This is a genomic window from Mycobacterium sp. E342 (genome assembly GCF_001667665.1).
Classification (GTDB): domain Bacteria; phylum Actinomycetota; class Actinomycetes; order Mycobacteriales; family Mycobacteriaceae; genus Mycobacterium.
In genome coordinates this window covers 13,603-31,297 of sequence record NZ_LZJM01000103.1, presented here as the reverse complement: position 1 = coordinate 31,297, position 17,695 = coordinate 13,603, and the positions used below count along the sequence as shown (strand labels likewise).

The window sequence follows — 17,695 nt, the reverse complement described above, 5'->3', positions numbered from 1 at the left end:
CGCGCGGTTAACCCCGCGCCTTGGCCCGCGCCCGGCTGCGCCCCCGGGTCGTGGCATCCAGCTCCACCTTGCGCACGCGAACGATCTCCGGGGTCACCTCGACGCATTCGTCCTGCGCGCAGAACTCCATGGCCTGTTCCAGGTCGAGCTCGAGCGGCTTGGCCAGGGTCTCGATGACGTCCGCCGTCGACGACCGCATGTTGGTGAGCTTCTTCTCCCGGGTGACGTTGATGTCGAGATCCTCTGCCCGCGGGTTGATTCCGACGACCATGCCCTCGTAGGTGTCCTGGCCGGGTTCGACGAAGAACTGGCCCCGGTCGGCAAGCTGAATCAGCGCGAACGGCGTGATGGTTCCGGCGCGATCGGAGACCAGCGAACCGGTGTGGCGGGCCCGGATCTCCCCCGCCCACGGCCGGTAGCCGTCGAACACGGCGTTGGCGATCCCGGTGCCGCGCGTGATGGTCAGGAAATCGGTGCGGAACCCGATCAGGCCGCGGCTGGGCACGATGAAATCCATCCGGACCCAGCCTGCGGCGTGGTTGGTCATCTCCTCCATGCGGCCCTTGCGGGCGGCCATCAGCTGGGTGATCGCGCCGACGAACTCTTCCGGGCAGTCGATGGTCATCGCCTCGAACGGCTCATGCAGCTTGCCGTCGATCGTGCGGGTCACCACCTGCGGCTTGCCGACGGTGAGCTCGAAACCCTCGCGGCGCATCTGCTCGACCAGCACCGCCAGGGCGAGCTCGCCGCGGCCCTGCACCTCCCACGCGTCGGGCCGGCCGATGTCGACGACCCGGATCGACACGTTGCCCACCAGCTCCTGGTCGAGCCGGCCGCGCACCATCCGCGCGGTCAGCTTGTGGCCCGATACCTTGCCCGCCAGCGGCGACGTGTTGGTGCCGATCGTCACCGAGATCGCGGGCTCGTCGACGGTGATCCGCGGCAGCGCGTGGGCGTGTTCGGGGTCGGCCAGGGTGTCGCCGATCATGATCTCGGGCAGGCCGGCGACCGCCACGATGTCGCCGGCCACGGCCTCGTCGGTGGGGCTGCGCTCGACGCCCTCGGTGGCGAGCAGTTCGGTGATCTTGGCGCTGGTGATCACGGGCAGGCCGTCGACCTCCCGCATCCAGGCGACCTGCTGGCCCTTGCGCAGTTTGCCGTTGTAGATGCGGATCAGCGCGAGCCGGCCGAGAAACGCCGACGCGTCGAGGTTGGTCACCAACGCCTGTAGCGGCGCCTCGGCGTCACCGGACGGCGCCGGGATGTGCTCCATCAGCACGTCGAACAACGGGTCCAGGTTGTCGCCAGAAGGCACCTCGCCGTTGGCGGGCTGTTCGGTGCTCGCAATGCCGGCCCGGCCGGACGCGTACAGCGTCGGCAGGCCCAGCGCGTGCTCGGCCGCCTTGGCGGCCTCGTCGTCGAGGTCGGAGGCGACGTCGAGCAGCAGGTCGTGGCTGGCCTCCACCACCTCGGCGATGCGCGCGTCGGGCCGGTCGGTCTTGTTGACGACGAGAATCACCGGCAGGTGCGCGGCCAGCGCCTTGCGCAGCACGAACCGCGTCTGCGGCAACGGCCCCTCGGACGCGTCGACCAGCAGCAACACCCCGTCCACCATGGACAGGCCGCGCTCCACCTCCCCGCCGAAGTCGGCGTGCCCGGGAGTGTCGATCACGTTGATGACCGTCACCGTTCCGTCCGGGTTGTGGCGATGCACGGCGGTGTTCTTGGCCAGGATGGTGATGCCCTTTTCTTTTTCGAGGTCACCGCTGTCCAAGATGCGTTCCTGGGTGTCGTCGCCGCGGTGGTGCAGCGCCCCCGACTGCCGCAGCATCGCGTCCACCAGGGTCGTTTTGCCGTGGTCGACGTGGGCGACGATGGCGACGTTACGGAATGGCACGTCGGTGATTGTGGCAGCGGGGGGCATGACAAAGCGAACTGGCAGGCGGGCGAGCGCCCGGTCCGGTGTGCGTCGGGGGCGGCCCGCCGCGGCGTGTCGCCGCCCTGAGCGCACCCGGAAAGCCCTCAGCGCACACCCGGCGGCCGGCCCGCCTACCAGCCCCTTCGGCGGGGCGCCGCGCCGACCAGTTCGCCCTGTCCGGCCTCGTCGCGGCTGCGGTAGACGATGTAGGGCCGGAACAGGTAGGCGACAGGCGCGCTCAAGACGTGCACCAGCCGGGTGAACGGCAGCAGCGTGAACAGCACCATGCCGATCAGCGCGTGCAGCTGGTAGTCCAGCGGCGCGTTGATCATCACTTCGCCGTGCGGTTGCAGGATCCAGATCCGGCGGAACCACAGGCCGACCGTGTAGCGGTAATGGAACTCGCCGCCGTGCGGGCCGGTGCCGATCAGGTCGCAGTACAGGCCCACCACGATGGCCAGCACCAGCACCACATACATCACCTTGTCGCTGCGCGTCGTCGCCATGGACACCGCCGGGCGGGTGAACCGCCGGTAGATCAGCAGCCCGATTCCGGCCAGGGCCCCAAAGCCCGCCAGTGATCCGGCGATGACCGCCTGCAGGTGATAGGCGTGGTCGCTCAGCTTCAACATGTGCGTCACCCGCGGCGGGATGAACAAGCCCATCACGTGCCCGGCGAAAACCGCGAGGATGCCGAAGTGAAACATCGGGCTGGCGATCCGCAGCAGCCGCGACTCGTAGATCTGCGAGGAGCGGGAGGTCCAGCCGAACTTGTCGTAGCGGTAGCGCCACCAGGTGCCGACGATCAACACCGTCAGGGTGACGTACGGCGCGATATCCCAGAACAGTACGTTGCTAAACACTCCGCGCTCCTCCTTCGCGTCGGGGCGGTACCGTCAAGTCAAAGGGTTGCAGCCCAACGGCTTCCGCGGGCGGCCCGGCCTTCGCCAGGCGCTCAGCGCGGCGCACGTCGGAGTCGGTCGCGGCGGGCAGCGTCGCGCACACCGCCGCCACGCTGGGCTCGTAGGGCGACTTCGCGTCGGCGAGGGCGCCGCGCAGCACGTCGATGGGGACCCGGTGCGCGGTCAGCAGCCGCCGCCCCACCTCGGGGTCGACGGTGGCGGCGAACTCGAGCACGACGGGCAGGTGATCGGGCGCCTCGGCGCGCGGCGGCGCCACCCCCGATTGCCGGTAGGCGGTGGCGAACTCCAGCATCTCCCGGCCACGGTTGCGGGTATCCCCGGCGGTCCAGTACGTCAGGTACATCGTGCAGTGGCGCCGCATGTCGAACGTCGCGACGTAGTCCATCGCCGCGGCCATCGGCTCGCGGGCGCGCAGCGCGGCCACGGTCTGGCCGAGCAGCTCCGCCGCGGGCCCGTTGAGGTGAGCGAGCAGCTCCCCGACGGTGCTCAGCCGAGCCGGCAGCTCGTCGTCGGGGTAAGCCAACAGCAACGACGCCGACTGCCACACCAGTCGGTCCTGCAGGGTGTCGGCCCGCCCGCGCCGGCCGGTGAGCAGCTTCACCTCTTCTGCTCTTCGGGAAACATGCCGGCGGGTACCTGGCGCCCGTCCCAGTTGAGCAGGTTCACCCGCCGCCGGCCGTTGCCGTCGGCGGCCGCCTCGCCGCCGGGCCGCTTGAGCGCGTGGAACGTCTCGACGGAGACGGGGACCGGCTCGCCCGACTCGTACATGCCCGGGCCACCGTCGCCCGTCAACGAGCAACCCATGTCCTCGAGGTCACGGGCCTGCGGGGCGAACGCGGTCGGAATGACATACCGCTCTTCGTATTTCGCGATGGCGAGCAGCCGGTACATCTCGTACATCTGCTCCTCGGTCATCCCGACGGAATGCGGTATGTGCGGCTGGGTCTCGCGCCCGAGGTTGATGTCACGCATGTAGGAGCGCATCGCCGCCAGCCGTCGCAGCACGCCCTCGACCACGGCGGTGTCACCGGCGGTGAACAGTTCCGCCAGGTACTGCATGGGGATGCGCAACGCGTCCAGCGCGCCGAACAGGTTGCCCAGCTCTTCCCCGTCGTGACCGTCGCGGCTCACCGCGTCGACGACCGGTGACAGGGGCGGGATGTACCAGACCATCGGCATGGTGCGGTATTCCGGGTGCAGGGGCAGCGCGACCTTGTAGTGATTGATCAACGCGTACACCGGCGAGCGCTGCGCGGCCTCGATCCACTCGTCGGAGATGCCCTCCGCCCGCGCGGCGGCAATCACGTCGGGATCGTTCGGGTCCAACAGGATTCGGCGCTGCGCTTCGTAGAGGTCGGTTTCGTTCTCCACCGAGGCCGCCTCCAGCACCCGATCGACGTCATAGAGGACCAGGCCCAAATACCGCAGCCGCCCCACGCAGGTCTCCGAGCAGATGGTCGGCAACCCGACCTCCATCCGCGGATAGCACAGCGTGCACTTTTCGGCTTTTCCGGTCTTGTGATTGAAATAGACCTTCTTGTAAGGACATCCGGAGACGCACATCCGCCAGCCGCGGCAGCGGTCCTGGTCGACCAGCACGATGCCGTCCTCGCTGCGCTTGTACATCGCGCCCGACGGGCACGACGCCACGCACGAGGGGTTGAGGCAGTGCTCGCAGATGCGGGGCAGGTAGAACATGAAGGTCTCTTCGAGCGCGAGTTTGACGTCCTCGTTGACCTTCTTCAGGATCGGGTCGCCGGACAGAATCTCCGGTGAGCCGGCCAGGTTGTCGTCCCAGTTCGGTCCCCAGGAGATCTTCATGGGCTCGCCGGACAGCAGGCTCTTGGGCGCCGCGGTGGGGAACGTGTCACCCGCGGGGGCTGTGGTCAGGTTCTCGTAGTCGTAGGTCCACGGCTCGTAGTAGTCGTCGATGATCGGCAGCCGGGGGTTGGCGAAGATGCGCAACAACTTGTGGATGCGGCCGCCGTCGCGCAGCCGCAGCCGCCCCTTCTTGTCGCGTATCCAACCGCCGCGCCACCGCTCCTGGTCCTCGTAGGTGCGCGGATAGCCTTGCCCGGGCCGGGTTTCGACGTTGTTGAACCACACGTACTCGGTGCCGGACCGGTTGGTCCACGCCTGCTTGCAGGTGACCGAGCAGGTGTGGCAGCCGATGCACTTGTCGAGGTTCATCACCATCGCCAGCTGCGCCATCACCTTCATGTCAGTACGTCACCTCCTGGCTGCGACGGCGCACCACGGTCACCTCGTCGCGCTGGTTGCCGGTCGGTCCCATGTAGTTGAAGGCGAACGCGTGCTGGCCGTAACCCCCGGCGAGGTGGCTGGGCTTGATGCGGACGCGGGTCAGCGCGTTGTGGTTGCCACCGCGCTTGTTGTTGGTCTCGGTGCGGGGAGTGTCGACCGTACGCTCCTGCACGTGGTAGACGTACACCACCCCGTCGGGCATGCGGTGGCTGACGATGGCCCGGCACACGTAGATGCCGTTGGCGTTGACCGCCTCTACCCAATCGTTGTCTCGGACTTGGATTTTGGCCGCGTCGCCGGGGCTCATCCACATCGTCGGGCCACCCCGGGACAGCGACAGCATGTAGAGGTTGTCCTGGTAGGTGGAGTGGAACGACCACTTCGAGTGCGGCGTCAAATACCGGACCGTCAGGCCGATTCCGTCTTCGGTGGGGCCGAGCCCGGGCTGGCCGAACAGCCGAGTCATGTCCAGCGGCGGGCGGAACACCGGCAGGTGCTCGCCGAGCTCCTCGACCCAGTCGTGGGCCAGGTAGAAATGCATCCGCCCGGTGAGCGTGTGGAACGGCTTGAGGTTCTCGATGTTGATGGTGAACGGCGCGTAGCGGCGCCCGCCGGTTTCGCTGCCCGACCACTCGGGGCTGGTGATCACCGGGACCGGACGCGCCTGGGTGTCGGCATAGCTGATGCGCCGCTCTTCACTGCCCTCGGCCAGGTGCGCCAGCCGCTGGCCCGTTCGCTTCTCCAACTCGCGGAAGCCCTCGACGGCGAGCCGGCCGTTGGTGGTTCCGGACAGCAGCAACAACACGTCGGCCATCCGCGCGGCGGTGGTGATGGCCGGACGGCCAGCTGCCGCACCGGAATTCATCACGCCGAACTTGGCCGCCAACTCCTCGACCTCCCGGAACGGATGCACCGTGATGCCCTTGGTGGTCACCCCGAACGTGTCGACCAGCGGGCCCAGGGTCTGCCACTTGTCATAGATGGCGCCGTAATCGCGTTCGACCACGGTGAGTTTGGGCATCGTCCGCCCGGGCACTGGCGTCGCGCCGGTGTGCAACCAGTCCTCTTCCGTGCCGTCCGGATAGGCCATCGCGTCCGGCGTGTCGTGCTGCAGCGCGGTGAGGACTACGTCGCTGCGCGCGCCCAGGTGTCGCTTGGCCAAAGCGCTGAACGCACGCGCGATCGCACCGAAAGCCTCGAAATCCGAACGGGTTTCCCAGGGTGGATCGGTCGCGGCGCTGAACGCGTGCACGTACGGGTGCATGTCGGTGCTGGAGATGTCGGCCTTCTCGTACCAGGTCGCCGCCGGCAGCACGATGTCCGACACCAGGGTCGTGGAGGTCATCCGGAAGTCGATCGACATCATCAGGTCGAGCTTGCCCTCGGGGATGTCGCCCTGGCACACCACGTCGGCGGGGGGTATCCCGTCGGCCGGCGGCTCGGCCTGGACGTTGGAATCGGTGCCGAGCAGGTGGCGCAGGAAGTACTCGCCGCCCTTGCCCGACGACCCGATCAGGTTGGCCCGCCACACCGTGAGCACCCGCGGCCAGTTGACCGGATTGTCGGGGTCGGTAACGGAGAGCTTGAGTTTGCGGTCGCGGAGCTGCTCGGCGACATAGTCGGCGACGTCGCGCCCGGCGGCGCGGGCCTCGTCGGCGACGTCCAGGCTGGACCGGTCGAATTGCGGATAGAACGGGCTCCAGCCCATCGCCGTCGCCGAGGCCAGCAGGTCCATGGTGTGCTTGCCCGCGAACCGGCCCCGGCCCAGGGGGCTGGCCAGCTTGTCGGCCCCGTAGCCGTCGTAGCGCCACTGGTCGGTGTGCGCGTACCAGTAGGAGGCACCCGGCACCTGCCGCGGCGGGCGCACCCAGTCCGTGGCCATCGCCATCGTCTGAAACCCGGTGAGCGGGCGCACCTTTTCCTGGCCGACGTAGTGGGCCCAGCCCCCGCCGTTGCGCCCCATCGAGCCGGTCAGCATCAGCAGCGCGAGCACCGCCCGGTAGATCGCGTCGCCGTGGAACCACTGGCAGATCCCGCTGCCCATGATGATCATCGACCGGCCACCGGATTCCTCTGCACTGCGGGCGAATTCGCGGGCGACGCGGATGGCCTGCGCGGCCGATACACCGGTGATCGCCTCCTGCCACGCCGGGGTGTTCTGCTGGGTCGCGTCGTCGTAGCCGGTGGGCCAGTCACCGGGCAGCCCAGGGCGCTCCACCCCGTACTGGGCGAGCATCAGGTCGAACACGGTGCACACCAGGTGCTTGCCGACCCGGCGCACCGGCACGCCGCGGGCGATGGTGGCGCCTTCGCCGTTGACCGTGTCGAAGCTCGCCAGGTGCACCAGCGCGGTGGCGGCATCGCCGTTGGCGCCGTGCGGGTCTCGCACGCTCAGCGCCGGCATGAGGCCGCCGAGGTCCAGGTTCCACTTTCCGACGCCGTCCTCGCCGTAGCGGAACCCCAGGGACCCGTGGGGGACGGCAACGGAATTGCTCGCCTCGTCGAACACCGCCGGCTTGAGCGCCGCGTTCTCGACCGCCTCCCCCAGGTCCGCCGCGGTCAGGTTCTTGCCCGGCACCAGCATGTCGCCGCGCTCTTCGAGCTTGATCAGGAACGGCAGGTCGGTGTAGCGGCGCGCGAAGTCGGCGAAGAACGGAACCTCCTTCTGCACATAGCATTCCGAGAGGATGACGTGGCCCATCGCCATGGCCAGCGCCCCGTCGGTGCCCGCCGCGCACGGCATCCACTCGTCGGCGAACTTGGTGTTGTCGGCGTAGTCCGGGCTGACGGTCACCACCTTCGTGCCGCGGTAACGCGCCTCGGCCATCCAGTGCGCGTCGGGGGTCCGGGTGATCGGCACGTTGGAGCCCCACATCATCAGATACGCCGCGTCCCACCAGTCCCCGGATTCGGGGACGTCGGTCTGATCGCCGAACACCTGCGGCGAGGCCACCGGCAGGTCGGCGTACCAGTCGTAGAACGACGTCATGGGGGCGCCGATCAGCTCGAAGAACCGCGAGCCGGCGGCGTAGGACACCATGGACATCGCCGGGATGGGCGAGAAGCCGGCGACCCGGTCGGGGCCGTAGGTCTTGATGGTGTGCACATGGGCGGCGGCGATCAACTCGGTGGCCTCGGCCCAGGTGATCCGGACCAGGCCGCCCTTGCCGCGAGCGCGCTGATAGCGACCGCGACGCTCGGGGTCGGCCTGGATGTCGGCCCAGGCCAGCACCGGGTCGCCGAGCCGCGCCTTGGCCTCCCGGTACATCTCGACCAGCACGCCCCGGGCGTACGGGTAGCGCACCCGGGTGGGCGAGTAGCTGTACCAGGAGAACGACGCCCCGCGGGGACACCCGCGCGGCTCGTATTCCGGGCGGTCCGGTCCCACCGAGGGATAGTCGGTCTGCTGGGTCTCCCAGGTGATGATCCCATCCTTGACGTAGATCTTCCAGGAGCAGGAGCCGGTGCAGTTCACCCCGTGGGTCGAGCGCACCACCTTGTCGTGGCTCCACCTGTCGCGGTAGAAGACGTCGGCCTCCCGGCCGCCCCGGCGCGTCACCGTGCGCAGGTCGGCCGAGAACTCGCCGGGCGTGAAGAACCTCCCGCTGCGCTCCAGTAGTTCCTCGAGCGCTCCACCAACGTGTGGTGTGACAGTCAACAGGTTCCCCTTCTAGTCCGGTGTGCCTCGAGTCGTGCGCGGGCCGTTGCTTCGACCGCATGTGCGTGACGGTGGACCGTGTCGAGTGGCCCGTCATCGGTATCGGCGCGCGCGCCGGAGGGCGGCCGCAAGCCGGCATGGGGCGCGGCAGACGGGTCCCTCACCTCCACCGCGCGCGGCCTGTTAACGAACAATCGTCTTGTCAGCATGGGTTTTGTGGACCTGGAGACGCCCGGCGCGTCACACCGCGACCGCGGAACGATGGATCGCTACCGCACTTCCAGGTCAAGTCGATTACTACAAGTTCACGTTTGCGTTATATCTCCAAGTTCACCCGCGCGACCTTCTACGGCGCTGAATGTCAGCTGCGGAAAGGCTGTGGACTTGTTATGAGGCCGGCCCGGCCAGCGTCCGCAGCAGGTCAGGGACCCAGGCGCGATCGGCGGGCACCCAGTCGACACCGGGCAGCTCGGCGGCCGTCACCCAGCGCACCGCCCGGTGGTCGCGGGCGTGCGGTTCACCACCGATCAGCTGCACGCGGTAGGCGCGTAGCGTCATGCCGTCCAGCGCGATGTCCCCACCCAGCCGATCGCCCACCGCGACGTCGCCGGCCGTCAGGCCCAACTCCTCGCCGAGTTCGCGCGCCAGCGCAGCCCGCTCGGTCTCACCGGGTGCCACCTTGCCGCCGGGCAGCTCCCAGCGGCCGGCCAACTCCGGCGGGCGAACGCGCTGCGCCACCAGGACCGCGGCGCGGCGGATGATCGCGCCGGCGACGACGATCTGGGTCGGCATGGCCAGACGGTATACGGTCGGGGCATGGCTGTGTTATCGGACGAGCAGGTGGACGCCGCGCTGCCCGATCTCAACGGATGGGAGCGTGTCGACGGCGCGTTGCGCCGCTCGATCAAGTTTCCGAGTTTCCTCGCCGGCATCGATGCGGTGCGCCGGGTGGCCGAGCATGCGGAAAGCAAGGACCATCACCCGGACATCGACATTCGTTGGCAGACGGTCACTTTCGCTCTGGTCACGCACTCCGAGGGTGGCATCACCGACAAGGACGTGGCCATGGCGCACGACATCGACGAGATCGTCGGCAGCTAGCCCTGCAATCCGGCGCGCCGGCCGGTGGCGGCGATCCAGACCAGGGTGGCCACGGCCGCCACGATGTAGGCCAGGCCGGCCCAGGCCAGATACCACGGCCGGCTGATCTGCCAGATGGTCGGCTGAGCGAAGAGCAGCAGCCACGGCACGCCGACGATGGTGAGCGCCAGCCAGCCCCAGCCCACGATCCGCGCGCCCGGGCGCTCGCGCGGCGGCCCGTGAATCGCCCAGATGATCAGCGGTACCAGCCACACCCAGTGGTGGCTCCAGGAGATCGGGGACAGCAGCAGCCCGAAAAGCTCGACCACCAGCAGCTTGCCCAGCCGATCCGAGGGCTCCAGCGCCCGCCAGGCCAGGACGGCCAGCACCCCCGTGACCGCGATGGCGGCCAGGACCGGCGGCCCGAAGCCGGCGTCATGGCCCAGGATCCGGGAGATGCCGCCGCGCCAGGATTGATTGATCGACGTGGCGATGGGCCCCACGCGGTGTGCGTCGCCCAGCAGCTTGGTGAAGTAGTAGCGGGTTTGATCGCCGACGACCAGGACGGACACGCCGACGGTGCCGAGGAAGACCACGAAGGAGAAGGCCGCCGCGGCCCAGCGCCGCACGCCGACCAGATAGACCCCGGCGATCGCGGGCGTCAGCTTGATCCCGGCCGACACGCCGACCAGTAGCCCCGACAGCCACCAGCGCGCGGTCAGGGCCGCCCCCAGCACCGCGACCATCAGCAGCACGTTGACCTGCCCATAGTCGAAGGTGCTGCGCAGCGGCTCGATCCAGATCGCGACCGCCGTCCATACCATGGCCGTGCGGTGGCCGTCGGCGCCGGTCGCAACGCCCATCAACCGCTGGCTGATCCGGATCGCCGCGTAGAGGGCGGCCATCGTCGCGATCTGCCACGCGAAGGCGACCACGCCGAACGGCAGCAGGCTCAGCGGATAGAAGACGACCGCCGCGAAGGGCGGGTAGGTGAACGGCAGCGGGAAGTCCGGCGTCTGGTCGGCGTAGACGTAGCTGTACAGCGTGCCGGGATGGTTGATCGCGGCGGCCCCGCCGAGGTAGACGTGCAGGTCGACGAAGTTCGCGCCGTGGGGGGTCAGATAGGTCCAGGCGAGCCGCGCGGCGACGCTGGCGACCAGCAGCGCGGGCGCCGCCGCCCGCAGCAGACTCGCGATCCGCCGGCGCGGGGGGGCCGCCGGGGCGGCCGAGGTGGTGTCTATCCGCCCGACTTTAGCGATGACCGGGGCCCGCGCGGTATCGGCGGGCCTGGTCGCAGCCCGTCGGTCACCGCCGTCACTCGTATCAATAACGATCAAATAAATGCCACACGTGTCACTTGAGTCCCATCAGTATCAACGTAACTTCGGCGGCGGACCCGTTTTCCACAACCAGGGAGAGTCATGCCAACCATCTGGACTTACATGCGTGCAGCGGCCGTCGTCGTCGGTTCGTCCGCAGCCCTACTCACGGGCGGTATCGCCCACGCCGACCCCGTGCCGGCCCCGCCCATTCCGAACATTCCGCAGCAGCTGATCAGCTCGGCGGCCAATGCGCCGCAGATCCTGCAGAACCTCGCCACCGCCCTGGGTGCGACCCCGCCGGCCGCACCGGCCGCTCCGGGTATCACCTTCCCGGGCGTTCCGTCCGCCGCCGCGACGTCACCGGCGACGTCGGCCGGCGTGCCCTCGATTCCCGGGCTGCCGCAGGCGGCGACGCCGTCCGCGCCTGCGACGACACAGGGGCTGCAGGGCCTGATTCCGGGCCTGACGCAGCAGGCGCCCGCGGCACCCGCCGCCCCGGCCACGTCCCCCATTCCCGGACTGCCGGCCATCCCGGGGCTGTCGACGCCGACCGCCCCCGCCACACCGCCGGCCCCGCAGATCCCGCAGGCCAAGGTCGACATGCCGGCGTTCCTGCCCAACCTGCCGGTCAACCTGCCCGCGCAGATGACCCTGCCGCAGGACCTGCCGGCACTGGCCGGGGCTCCCGCCGCACCGGCCGCGCCGGCCGCACCGTCCGCACCGGCAACCGGGGCCAACCCGGTCGCGCCGCTGCTCGCCGCCCTGCCCTGATCAGTTCGCCAGACAGCCAACGCCACCACCTAACGACCGGAGGACACACCGTGGCAACCACTTGGAATCTGTCCAAAGGTTTGGCCGCTGTCGTCACGGCATCGGCTGCCGCGTTCGGGCTCTGCCCGAGCGCGGCAGCCGATCCGGCGGCGCCGCAACCGAACTCGACTCAAGAACTTCCGGGCCTGCCGGCGCTCTCGCAGCTGAGCCCGATCATCCAGCAGGCGGCCGGCAATCCGGCACAGGCGACTCAGCTGCTCATGGCCGCCGCGCAAGCTTTCAGTCACAACCAGGGCGCTCCCACCGAATCCCGCAACGTGGCGGCGTCGGTGAACCAGTTCCTGGCCGAGCCCGGCGTGGCCCTGCCGGACGGCTCACCGGTGCCACACGTGCCGGCGGCCGGCGTGGAACCGGGCGCCCAGTCCCACCTGCCTACCGGCATCGACCCGGCCCACGCCGCCGGACCGGGACCGGTCGCCGCCCCGCCCGCGGCGGGCGTGGAACCGGGCGCCCAATCGCACCTGCCTACCGGCATCGACCCGGCCCACGCGGCCGGACCGGGACCGGTTGCGGCCCCGTCGGCCGCCGCCCCGCCGGTGGTCGCGCCCCCCGCCTCCGCACCGGCGCCGGGCACCGTCGCACCCGTGGCCGCACCCGCGCCGGTGCCGCCGGCGCCGGCCGAAGCCGCACCGGCCGCCGCTCCCGCATCGGCTCCCGCGCCCGCCGCGGCGCCGGCGGCGGCTCCGGGATTCGGCCCCGACGCCCCGCCCACGCAGGACTTCATGTACCCCTCGATCGGCACCAATTGCCTTGCGGACGGCACCAGCTCGATCGCCACCGCCCTGTCGGTGGCCGGACCGGCGAAGATTCCGACCCCGGGGCCGGGGCCCGGACAGACCGCCTACGTCTTCACCGCCGTCGGCACGCCCGGCCCCGCCGAGGTGCAGAAGCTGCCGTTGAACGTCACGTGGGTGAACCTGACGACGGGCAAGTCGGGAACGGTGGCGCTCAAGCCGCGCACCGATATCAATCCCGAGGGGCCGACAACGCTGACCGCGGTCGCCGACACCGGGTCGGGCAGCATCATGTCGACCATCTTCGGTCAGGTCACCACCAAGGAAAAGCAGTGCCAGTTCATGCCCACGATCGGCTCCACGGTGGTGCCGTAGGCCGCACCGACACCATTCCGCGCGCGCGTGTCCCCCACGGGGGCACGCGCGCTCGGTGTGTCGGCGCTAGTAAGCCATGAACAGGATCGCGTCCCGGTCGTACTCGAGACCGGGGTGATCGCTGGCGAGATGAGCCTGCGTCAGCTCGACCAGTTCGTCCTCATCCTTGCCGACGATGGCTTCCCCGCACGGACACGTCAGGTGTGTCTTCACGTTGCCGCCCTTCCCTTCCGGTCACCCAACTACTTCGCCGCCTTGGCTGCTGCTTTCATCTGCTTCTTATAGGAACGCACCTTGCCCATCGACTGGGCGTCGACGATGTCGGCGACGGAGATGTGGGTGCCATCCTTGCCGAACTGCCCGGCCGCCGTGCGCCAGCCTTCGACGTCGACGCCGTACTGCTTGCCCAGCAACGCCAGGAAGATCTGCGCCTTGACCTCGCCGAACCCGGGGAGCCCCTTGATGCGGCGCAGCAGCTCCGCGCCGTCCGGGTCGCCGGATGTCCACAGCGCCGCCGCGTCGCCGTCGTAGCGGTCCACGATGATCTGCGCCAGGGCCTGGATCCGCTTGGCCATCGATCCGGGAAATCGGTGTATCGCAGGCTTTTCCGCACACAGGGCGGCGAACTTGTCCGGATCGTACTCGGCGATTTCATGCGCACCGAAGCTGCCCATCCGGTCCGCGATCTTCTTGGGCCCCGCAAACGCCGTCTCGAAGGGCACCTGCTGATCGAGCACCATCCCGATGAGCAGGGCCAACGGGTTCTCGTCCAGCAGCGCGTCGGCCTCGGGGTCTTGAGCGAGCCAAAGTGTCACCGTCAACGACCTCCCTTTCCGCTGAACACCCTAAGCCCGAAGTCCTCTGTGGTCGACAGACTACCTACCGGAAAGGCGCTCACGACCAGCAGATAACCACCGCGTTATCGTGACCGAATGGTGGATGAGGCCCGGTTGGCGCTGATGCTGGCCCGCGACGAACTGCACGCGCTCGTCACTGCCTATTGCCGCGCGGTCGACCGCGCGGACTATGCGACCCTTCGCGGCCTGTACCACCCCGACGCGACGGACTCGCACGGCTCGTTCTCCACCGGCGGCGTCGACGAGTTCATCGCGCAGCTGCGGGCTGCGGAACCGTATGTGCTTGTCTCCCAACACAACATCACCACGACCAACTTTGTGATCGAGGGTGACACCGCCCGCGGCGAGATCTACTGCCTGGTGTTTCACACCTTCGCCGGTCCCGAACACGACTCAGACGTCGTCATCGGCGGCCGGTACCTGGACACGTACGCCAAACACGACGGCCGCTGGAAGTTCACCCAGCGCACCATCGTCGCGGACTGGGCCTACCGGAACGACCCGTCGCAAGTGGACTTCGGGCACCCCAGCACCCGGGGCAGCGTGCGCGGCCAACCGGGCCAGGCCGACCCGTCGGTGAACCTGTTCGCAGCGCCGAACGGCTGAACCGGCTCTGCAACGAAAGCCGTTGCAGCACAACAGTCCCCGGCGCCCGTCACCCGCTCTTACGGCGGAATTCGCGACGGTTCTCCACCGGTCCGTGGGCACGCGACTGCTTGCCGCCGCCGCTCTTGTGGTCGGACCCGCCCGGCGACTTGGCCATCTTGCGGTCGAGGGCTTCGCGGAACTTGCGCTTGGTGTCGTCGTCCGATTGCGGCGCCTCGGAAGACTTGGGTTCAGCCATACCGGCAGCCTAGCCCGGGACGGGCGGAATCGGGCGGCTACCGCATCCCGGGCGGCATGCCGTACACGTGCGAGATCGGCAGCGTCAACAGGACCCGCCGATCGGTAACCATCGCCTGGCGGTATTCGTCCCAGTCCGGGTGTTCGCCGGCGATGTTGCGGTACAAGGCAATCAACGCCTCGACGGTATCGTCGCCGGGGTCGGCCGCCGGCGGCGTCAGGATCGCCGTGCCCTCGGCCACCGCGTAGGACCACCCGTCGTCGGCGTCCACCAGGATGGACGCCCGCGGGTCGCGGCGCAGGTTGCGGGTCTTGGCGCGCGGCTCGGTGATCGACACCCGCACCGCCAAGTCGCGCGGGTCGAAGTGGTAGCTCACGTTCGACAGCTGCGGGCGCCCGTCGCGTTTGATGGTGGCCAGCACTCCGAGCGAGTTTCCACTGATCACGGCCAGCAGCTTGTCGTCGAAGACTTGGCGCCCCATGGGAGGAAGCCTACGTCGCGCGTCCAGCAACCGGTCCCGGATCGGGTCAGCGCGGGCCGCTCTGGTGAAATCGGATCATGACCGAGTACGCGGCCTTCTTGCGCGGTGTCAACGTCGGCGGCGTCAACCTCAAGATGGCCGACCTGGCGCGCGCGTTGACCGACGCCGGCTTCACCGGCGTGCGCACCGTCCTGGCCAGCGGCAACGTCGTGCTGAAGTCACCCGCCGGTGCCGCGGCCGTGCGCAAAAAGGCGGAGGCCGCGCTGCGCGAGAGGTTTGGCTACGACGCCTGGGTGCTCGTTTACGACCTCGCGACGGTAGGGGCCGTCGTCGACGCCTACCCGTTCGAGCCGGAGGTCGACGGCTATCAGTCCTACGTCACGTTCGTCGCCGACAAAGCGGCGCTCGACGAGCTCGCCGCGCTGGGCGAGGATGCGGGCCCGCACGAGAGGATCGGCGCCGGCGCGGGCGTCATCTACTGGCAGGTGCCCAAGGGCGGCACCCTGGACAGCACGATCGGCAAGACGATGGGCAAGCCGCGCTACAAGTCCTCGACCACCACGCGCAACCTGCGCACGCTAGCGAAGGTGCTGCGCTGAGACGGTGCGCTCAGTCGTCCGGCACGTTGGTCAGGTAGCGCATCGCGTCGGACTTGGTCAGCCCCAGCGCCCGTGCCACCTCGACGTATTCCTTGGCGGCGGCGGCCATCGCGGCGTCCGTCGGGTCGAAGCGGGAGATGAAAGTGCCGAAGCGGCCCCGGGTTTCGACGATCGCCGCCGACTCCAGTTCCCGGTAGGCACGGGCCACGGTGTTCGCCGCCACGCCCAGCTGCCCGGCCAGGTCGCGCACCGTGGGGAGCCGGGTGCCCGGGGGCAGCGCGCCCGCCCGAACGCCGTCGATGACCTGGGTCCTGAGCTGGTCGAACAGCGGTTTGCCCGCCTTCACATCGACCTTCAGCAAATCCCGCAGCTCCACGTCCTCAGTATGTCCCAAGCACGGCTATCTTTGTGGGATGCGAGTAACGGTGCTGAGCGGCGCGGGGATCTCCGCGGAGAGCGGGGTGCCGACCTTCCGTGACGACAAGAACGGATTGTGGGCCCGCTTCGATCCCTACGAGCTGTCCAGCACACAGGGCTGGCGCGACAATCCCGAGCGGGTCTGGGGATGGTACTTGTGGCGTCACTACCTGGTGGCCGATGTCCAGCCGAACACGGGGCACCGCGCCATCGCCGCCTGGCAGGACGGCGCCGAGGTCAGCGTGATCACCCAGAACGTCGACGACCTGCACGAGCGCGCCGGCAGCATGCCGGTCCACCACCTGCACGGCAGCCTGTTCGAATTCCGTTGCGACCGTTGCGGTATGCCTTACACCGGCGCGCTGCCCAAGATGCCCGAACCGATGCTCGAGGTCGAACCGCCGGTCTGTCACTGCGGCGGCCTGATCCGGCCGGACATCGTGTGGTTCGGTGAACCGTTGCCCGACGCGCCGTGGCAGAGCGCCGTCGAGGCGACCGAGGCCGCCGATGTGATGGTGGTGGTCGGGACCTCGGCGATCGTGTACCCGGCGGCGGGGCTGGCCGAGCTCGCGCTGTCCCGCGGCACGGCCGTCATCGAGGTCAATCCGGAGGTCACGCCGCTGTCCCGGAACGCGACGATCAGCATCCGCGAGACCGCGAGCCAGGCGCTGCCCGGCTTGCTGCAGCGGCTGCCCGCCCTGCTGAAGTAGCCGGCGGCTACGGCCTGCGGGCTCGGCCCAGCAGCAGTTCGGACACCGGCATCGGCGCCCACGCCGGCAGCGTGAACTCGCGCCGGGACATGTCGACTTCGAACCCGGCATCGACGATCGCACGCTCCGTGTCCCGGTGGGTGTGGCAGTTGCCGAACAACCGGGGCCACACCGTCGCGTCGGCGATCCGTTGCAGGCGGCCCCGCGCGCCGGCGCTCGCCACGTGCTCGAGGTACCGCAACTCCCCACCCGGGCGCAGCAACGAGTACAGCCGCCGCAGCACGCCGCCGGGGTCGCGCACCGAGCACAACACCAGCGAGCACACCACGGCGTCGAACGGCTCACCGCCGCTGAAATCTTCGGCCGTCTCCCCCGTCACGACCACCCGGGAGGGCACCACGTCCGCCGCGGCGCGCGCCTGGGCCGCCAGCCGAGGCTCGGGCTCCACGGCGACCACTTCGTGGACCGATTCCGGGTAGTGGGGAAAGTTCGTCCCGATGCCCGCACCGACCTCGAGCACCCGTCCCGACAACCCGGCCAGGTTCTCCCGGCGCAGCGCCCGGATGGCCTCGGTCTCGTGGGTGGCGACGACGGGCCAGATGCGCGCGAAGAACGGGTTGTCCACCGCCGTTGTCATACAGGTCAACCTTCCGATCGAATCGGCCTCAGGATAGGGGTGTTGCC

General features: G+C 69.2%; 19 protein-coding genes. 6 read left to right on the top strand and 13 right to left on the bottom strand.

The genetic code is table 11. The features are described from left to right. Nucleotides 1–7 precede the first annotated feature (7 nt). The 6 genes from typA to A5692_RS07120 all read right to left on the bottom strand — a co-directional run bounded on the left by typA (nucleotide 8) and on the right by A5692_RS07120 (nucleotide 9,553). Nucleotides 8–1,897, bottom strand: a complete 1,890-nt coding sequence (gene typA, locus A5692_RS07145; RefSeq protein WP_068053979.1) for a translational GTPase TypA — start codon at nucleotides 1,895–1,897, stop codon at nucleotides 8–10. Nucleotides 1,898–2,049: 152 nt separating this feature from the next. Next, the gene (gene narI / locus A5692_RS07140; protein ID WP_068053964.1) at nucleotides 2,050–2,781 is read right to left on the bottom strand and encodes a respiratory nitrate reductase subunit gamma; all 732 of its coding nucleotides are present in this window, start codon (nucleotides 2,779–2,781) and stop codon (nucleotides 2,050–2,052) included. Next, entirely contained in the window at nucleotides 2,774–3,442 is a 669-nt protein-coding gene (gene narJ / locus A5692_RS07135) for a nitrate reductase molybdenum cofactor assembly chaperone (RefSeq protein WP_067923497.1), read from the bottom strand. Before narJ ends, narI begins: the two co-directional genes overlap by 8 nt. Beyond that, nucleotides 3,439–5,061 carry a nitrate reductase subunit beta gene (gene narH, locus A5692_RS07130; protein WP_068053962.1) on the bottom strand — a complete coding sequence of 541 codons (1,623 nt, stop codon included), beginning with the start codon at nucleotides 5,059–5,061 and terminating at the stop codon, nucleotides 3,439–3,441. The genes narJ and narH overlap by 4 nt, the downstream gene beginning before the upstream one ends. A gap of 1 nt (nucleotide 5,062) precedes the next feature. Beyond that, nucleotides 5,063–8,761: a nitrate reductase subunit alpha gene (locus A5692_RS07125; RefSeq protein ID WP_068053957.1), complete on the bottom strand. Its 3,699-nt coding sequence runs from the start codon at nucleotides 8,759–8,761 to the stop codon at nucleotides 5,063–5,065. A 387-nt stretch (nucleotides 8,762–9,148) separates the two neighbouring features. Further along, the gene (locus A5692_RS07120; RefSeq protein WP_068053954.1) at nucleotides 9,149–9,553 is read right to left on the bottom strand and encodes a (deoxy)nucleoside triphosphate pyrophosphohydrolase; all 405 of its coding nucleotides are present in this window, start codon (nucleotides 9,551–9,553) and stop codon (nucleotides 9,149–9,151) included. A 24-nt stretch (nucleotides 9,554–9,577) separates the two neighbouring features. Here A5692_RS07120 and A5692_RS07115 point away from each other — a divergent pair, with 24 nt between their 5' ends. Continuing rightward, nucleotides 9,578–9,862, top strand: a complete 285-nt coding sequence (locus tag A5692_RS07115) for a 4a-hydroxytetrahydrobiopterin dehydratase (RefSeq protein ID WP_068053951.1) — start codon at nucleotides 9,578–9,580, stop codon at nucleotides 9,860–9,862. On the opposite strand, the gene A5692_RS07110 is transcribed toward A5692_RS07115, so the two are convergent. Further along, complete coding sequence (locus A5692_RS07110; protein ID WP_068053976.1) at nucleotides 9,859–11,100, bottom strand: mannosyltransferase; 1,242 nt, start codon at nucleotides 11,098–11,100, stop codon at nucleotides 9,859–9,861. The two genes, A5692_RS07115 and A5692_RS07110, sit on opposite strands and share 4 nt — an antisense overlap. A gap of 162 nt (nucleotides 11,101–11,262) precedes the next feature. On the opposite strand from A5692_RS07110, the gene A5692_RS07105 reads away from it, so the two are divergent. Together A5692_RS07105 and A5692_RS07100 are read left to right on the top strand one after the other, a co-directional pair. Further along, on the top strand, nucleotides 11,263–11,934 hold the full coding sequence (locus tag A5692_RS07105; RefSeq protein WP_068053947.1) for a hypothetical protein: 672 nt from the start codon (nucleotides 11,263–11,265) through the stop codon (nucleotides 11,932–11,934). Then, the gene (locus tag A5692_RS07100) at nucleotides 11,934–13,103 is read left to right on the top strand and encodes a hypothetical protein (RefSeq protein ID WP_197514382.1); all 1,170 of its coding nucleotides are present in this window, start codon (nucleotides 11,934–11,936) and stop codon (nucleotides 13,101–13,103) included. Before A5692_RS07105 ends, A5692_RS07100 begins: the two co-directional genes overlap by 1 nt. Nucleotides 13,104–13,169: 66 nt before the next feature. On the opposite strand, the gene A5692_RS07095 is transcribed toward A5692_RS07100, so the two are convergent. Both A5692_RS07095 and A5692_RS07090 read right to left on the bottom strand, forming a co-directional pair. Further along, nucleotides 13,170–13,316, bottom strand: a complete 147-nt coding sequence (locus tag A5692_RS07095; RefSeq protein ID WP_067277197.1) for a DUF1059 domain-containing protein — start codon at nucleotides 13,314–13,316, stop codon at nucleotides 13,170–13,172. 29 nt (nucleotides 13,317–13,345) lie between these two features. Continuing rightward, nucleotides 13,346–13,918, bottom strand: a complete 573-nt coding sequence (locus tag A5692_RS07090; RefSeq protein WP_068053941.1) for an HhH-GPD-type base excision DNA repair protein — start codon at nucleotides 13,916–13,918, stop codon at nucleotides 13,346–13,348. A 117-nt stretch (nucleotides 13,919–14,035) separates the two neighbouring features. Between A5692_RS07090 and A5692_RS07085 the strand changes: the two genes are divergently transcribed. After that, entirely contained in the window at nucleotides 14,036–14,566 is a 531-nt protein-coding gene (locus A5692_RS07085) for a nuclear transport factor 2 family protein (RefSeq protein WP_068053938.1), read from the top strand. 49 nt (nucleotides 14,567–14,615) lie between these two features. On the opposite strand, the gene A5692_RS07080 is transcribed toward A5692_RS07085, so the two are convergent. Further along, nucleotides 14,616–14,804: a DUF5302 domain-containing protein gene (locus A5692_RS07080; RefSeq protein ID WP_068053935.1), complete on the bottom strand. Its 189-nt coding sequence runs from the start codon at nucleotides 14,802–14,804 to the stop codon at nucleotides 14,616–14,618. Between the two features lie 37 nt (nucleotides 14,805–14,841). After that, nucleotides 14,842–15,285: a PPOX class F420-dependent oxidoreductase gene (locus A5692_RS07075; RefSeq protein ID WP_067916770.1), complete on the bottom strand. Its 444-nt coding sequence runs from the start codon at nucleotides 15,283–15,285 to the stop codon at nucleotides 14,842–14,844. A gap of 77 nt (nucleotides 15,286–15,362) precedes the next feature. Between A5692_RS07075 and A5692_RS07070 the strand changes: the two genes are divergently transcribed. Next, nucleotides 15,363–15,884, top strand: a complete 522-nt coding sequence (locus A5692_RS07070; protein ID WP_068053933.1) for a DUF1697 domain-containing protein — start codon at nucleotides 15,363–15,365, stop codon at nucleotides 15,882–15,884. Between the two features lie 10 nt (nucleotides 15,885–15,894). Here the strand turns inward: A5692_RS07070 and A5692_RS07065 are convergent, their stop codons facing one another. After that, a complete protein-coding gene (locus tag A5692_RS07065) occupies nucleotides 15,895–16,260 on the bottom strand; it encodes a GntR family transcriptional regulator (protein WP_067277218.1) in 366 nt (121 codons plus the stop codon). A 37-nt stretch (nucleotides 16,261–16,297) separates the two neighbouring features. On the opposite strand from A5692_RS07065, the gene A5692_RS07060 reads away from it, so the two are divergent. Continuing rightward, nucleotides 16,298–17,011 carry an NAD-dependent deacylase gene (locus A5692_RS07060; RefSeq protein WP_068053931.1) on the top strand — a complete coding sequence of 238 codons (714 nt, stop codon included), beginning with the start codon at nucleotides 16,298–16,300 and terminating at the stop codon, nucleotides 17,009–17,011. A 7-nt stretch (nucleotides 17,012–17,018) separates the two neighbouring features. On the opposite strand, the gene A5692_RS07055 is transcribed toward A5692_RS07060, so the two are convergent. Then, nucleotides 17,019–17,648, bottom strand: coding sequence for a class I SAM-dependent methyltransferase (locus A5692_RS07055; RefSeq protein ID WP_068053928.1), 630 nt, complete (start codon nucleotides 17,646–17,648; stop codon nucleotides 17,019–17,021). Nucleotides 17,649–17,695 lie beyond the last annotated feature (47 nt).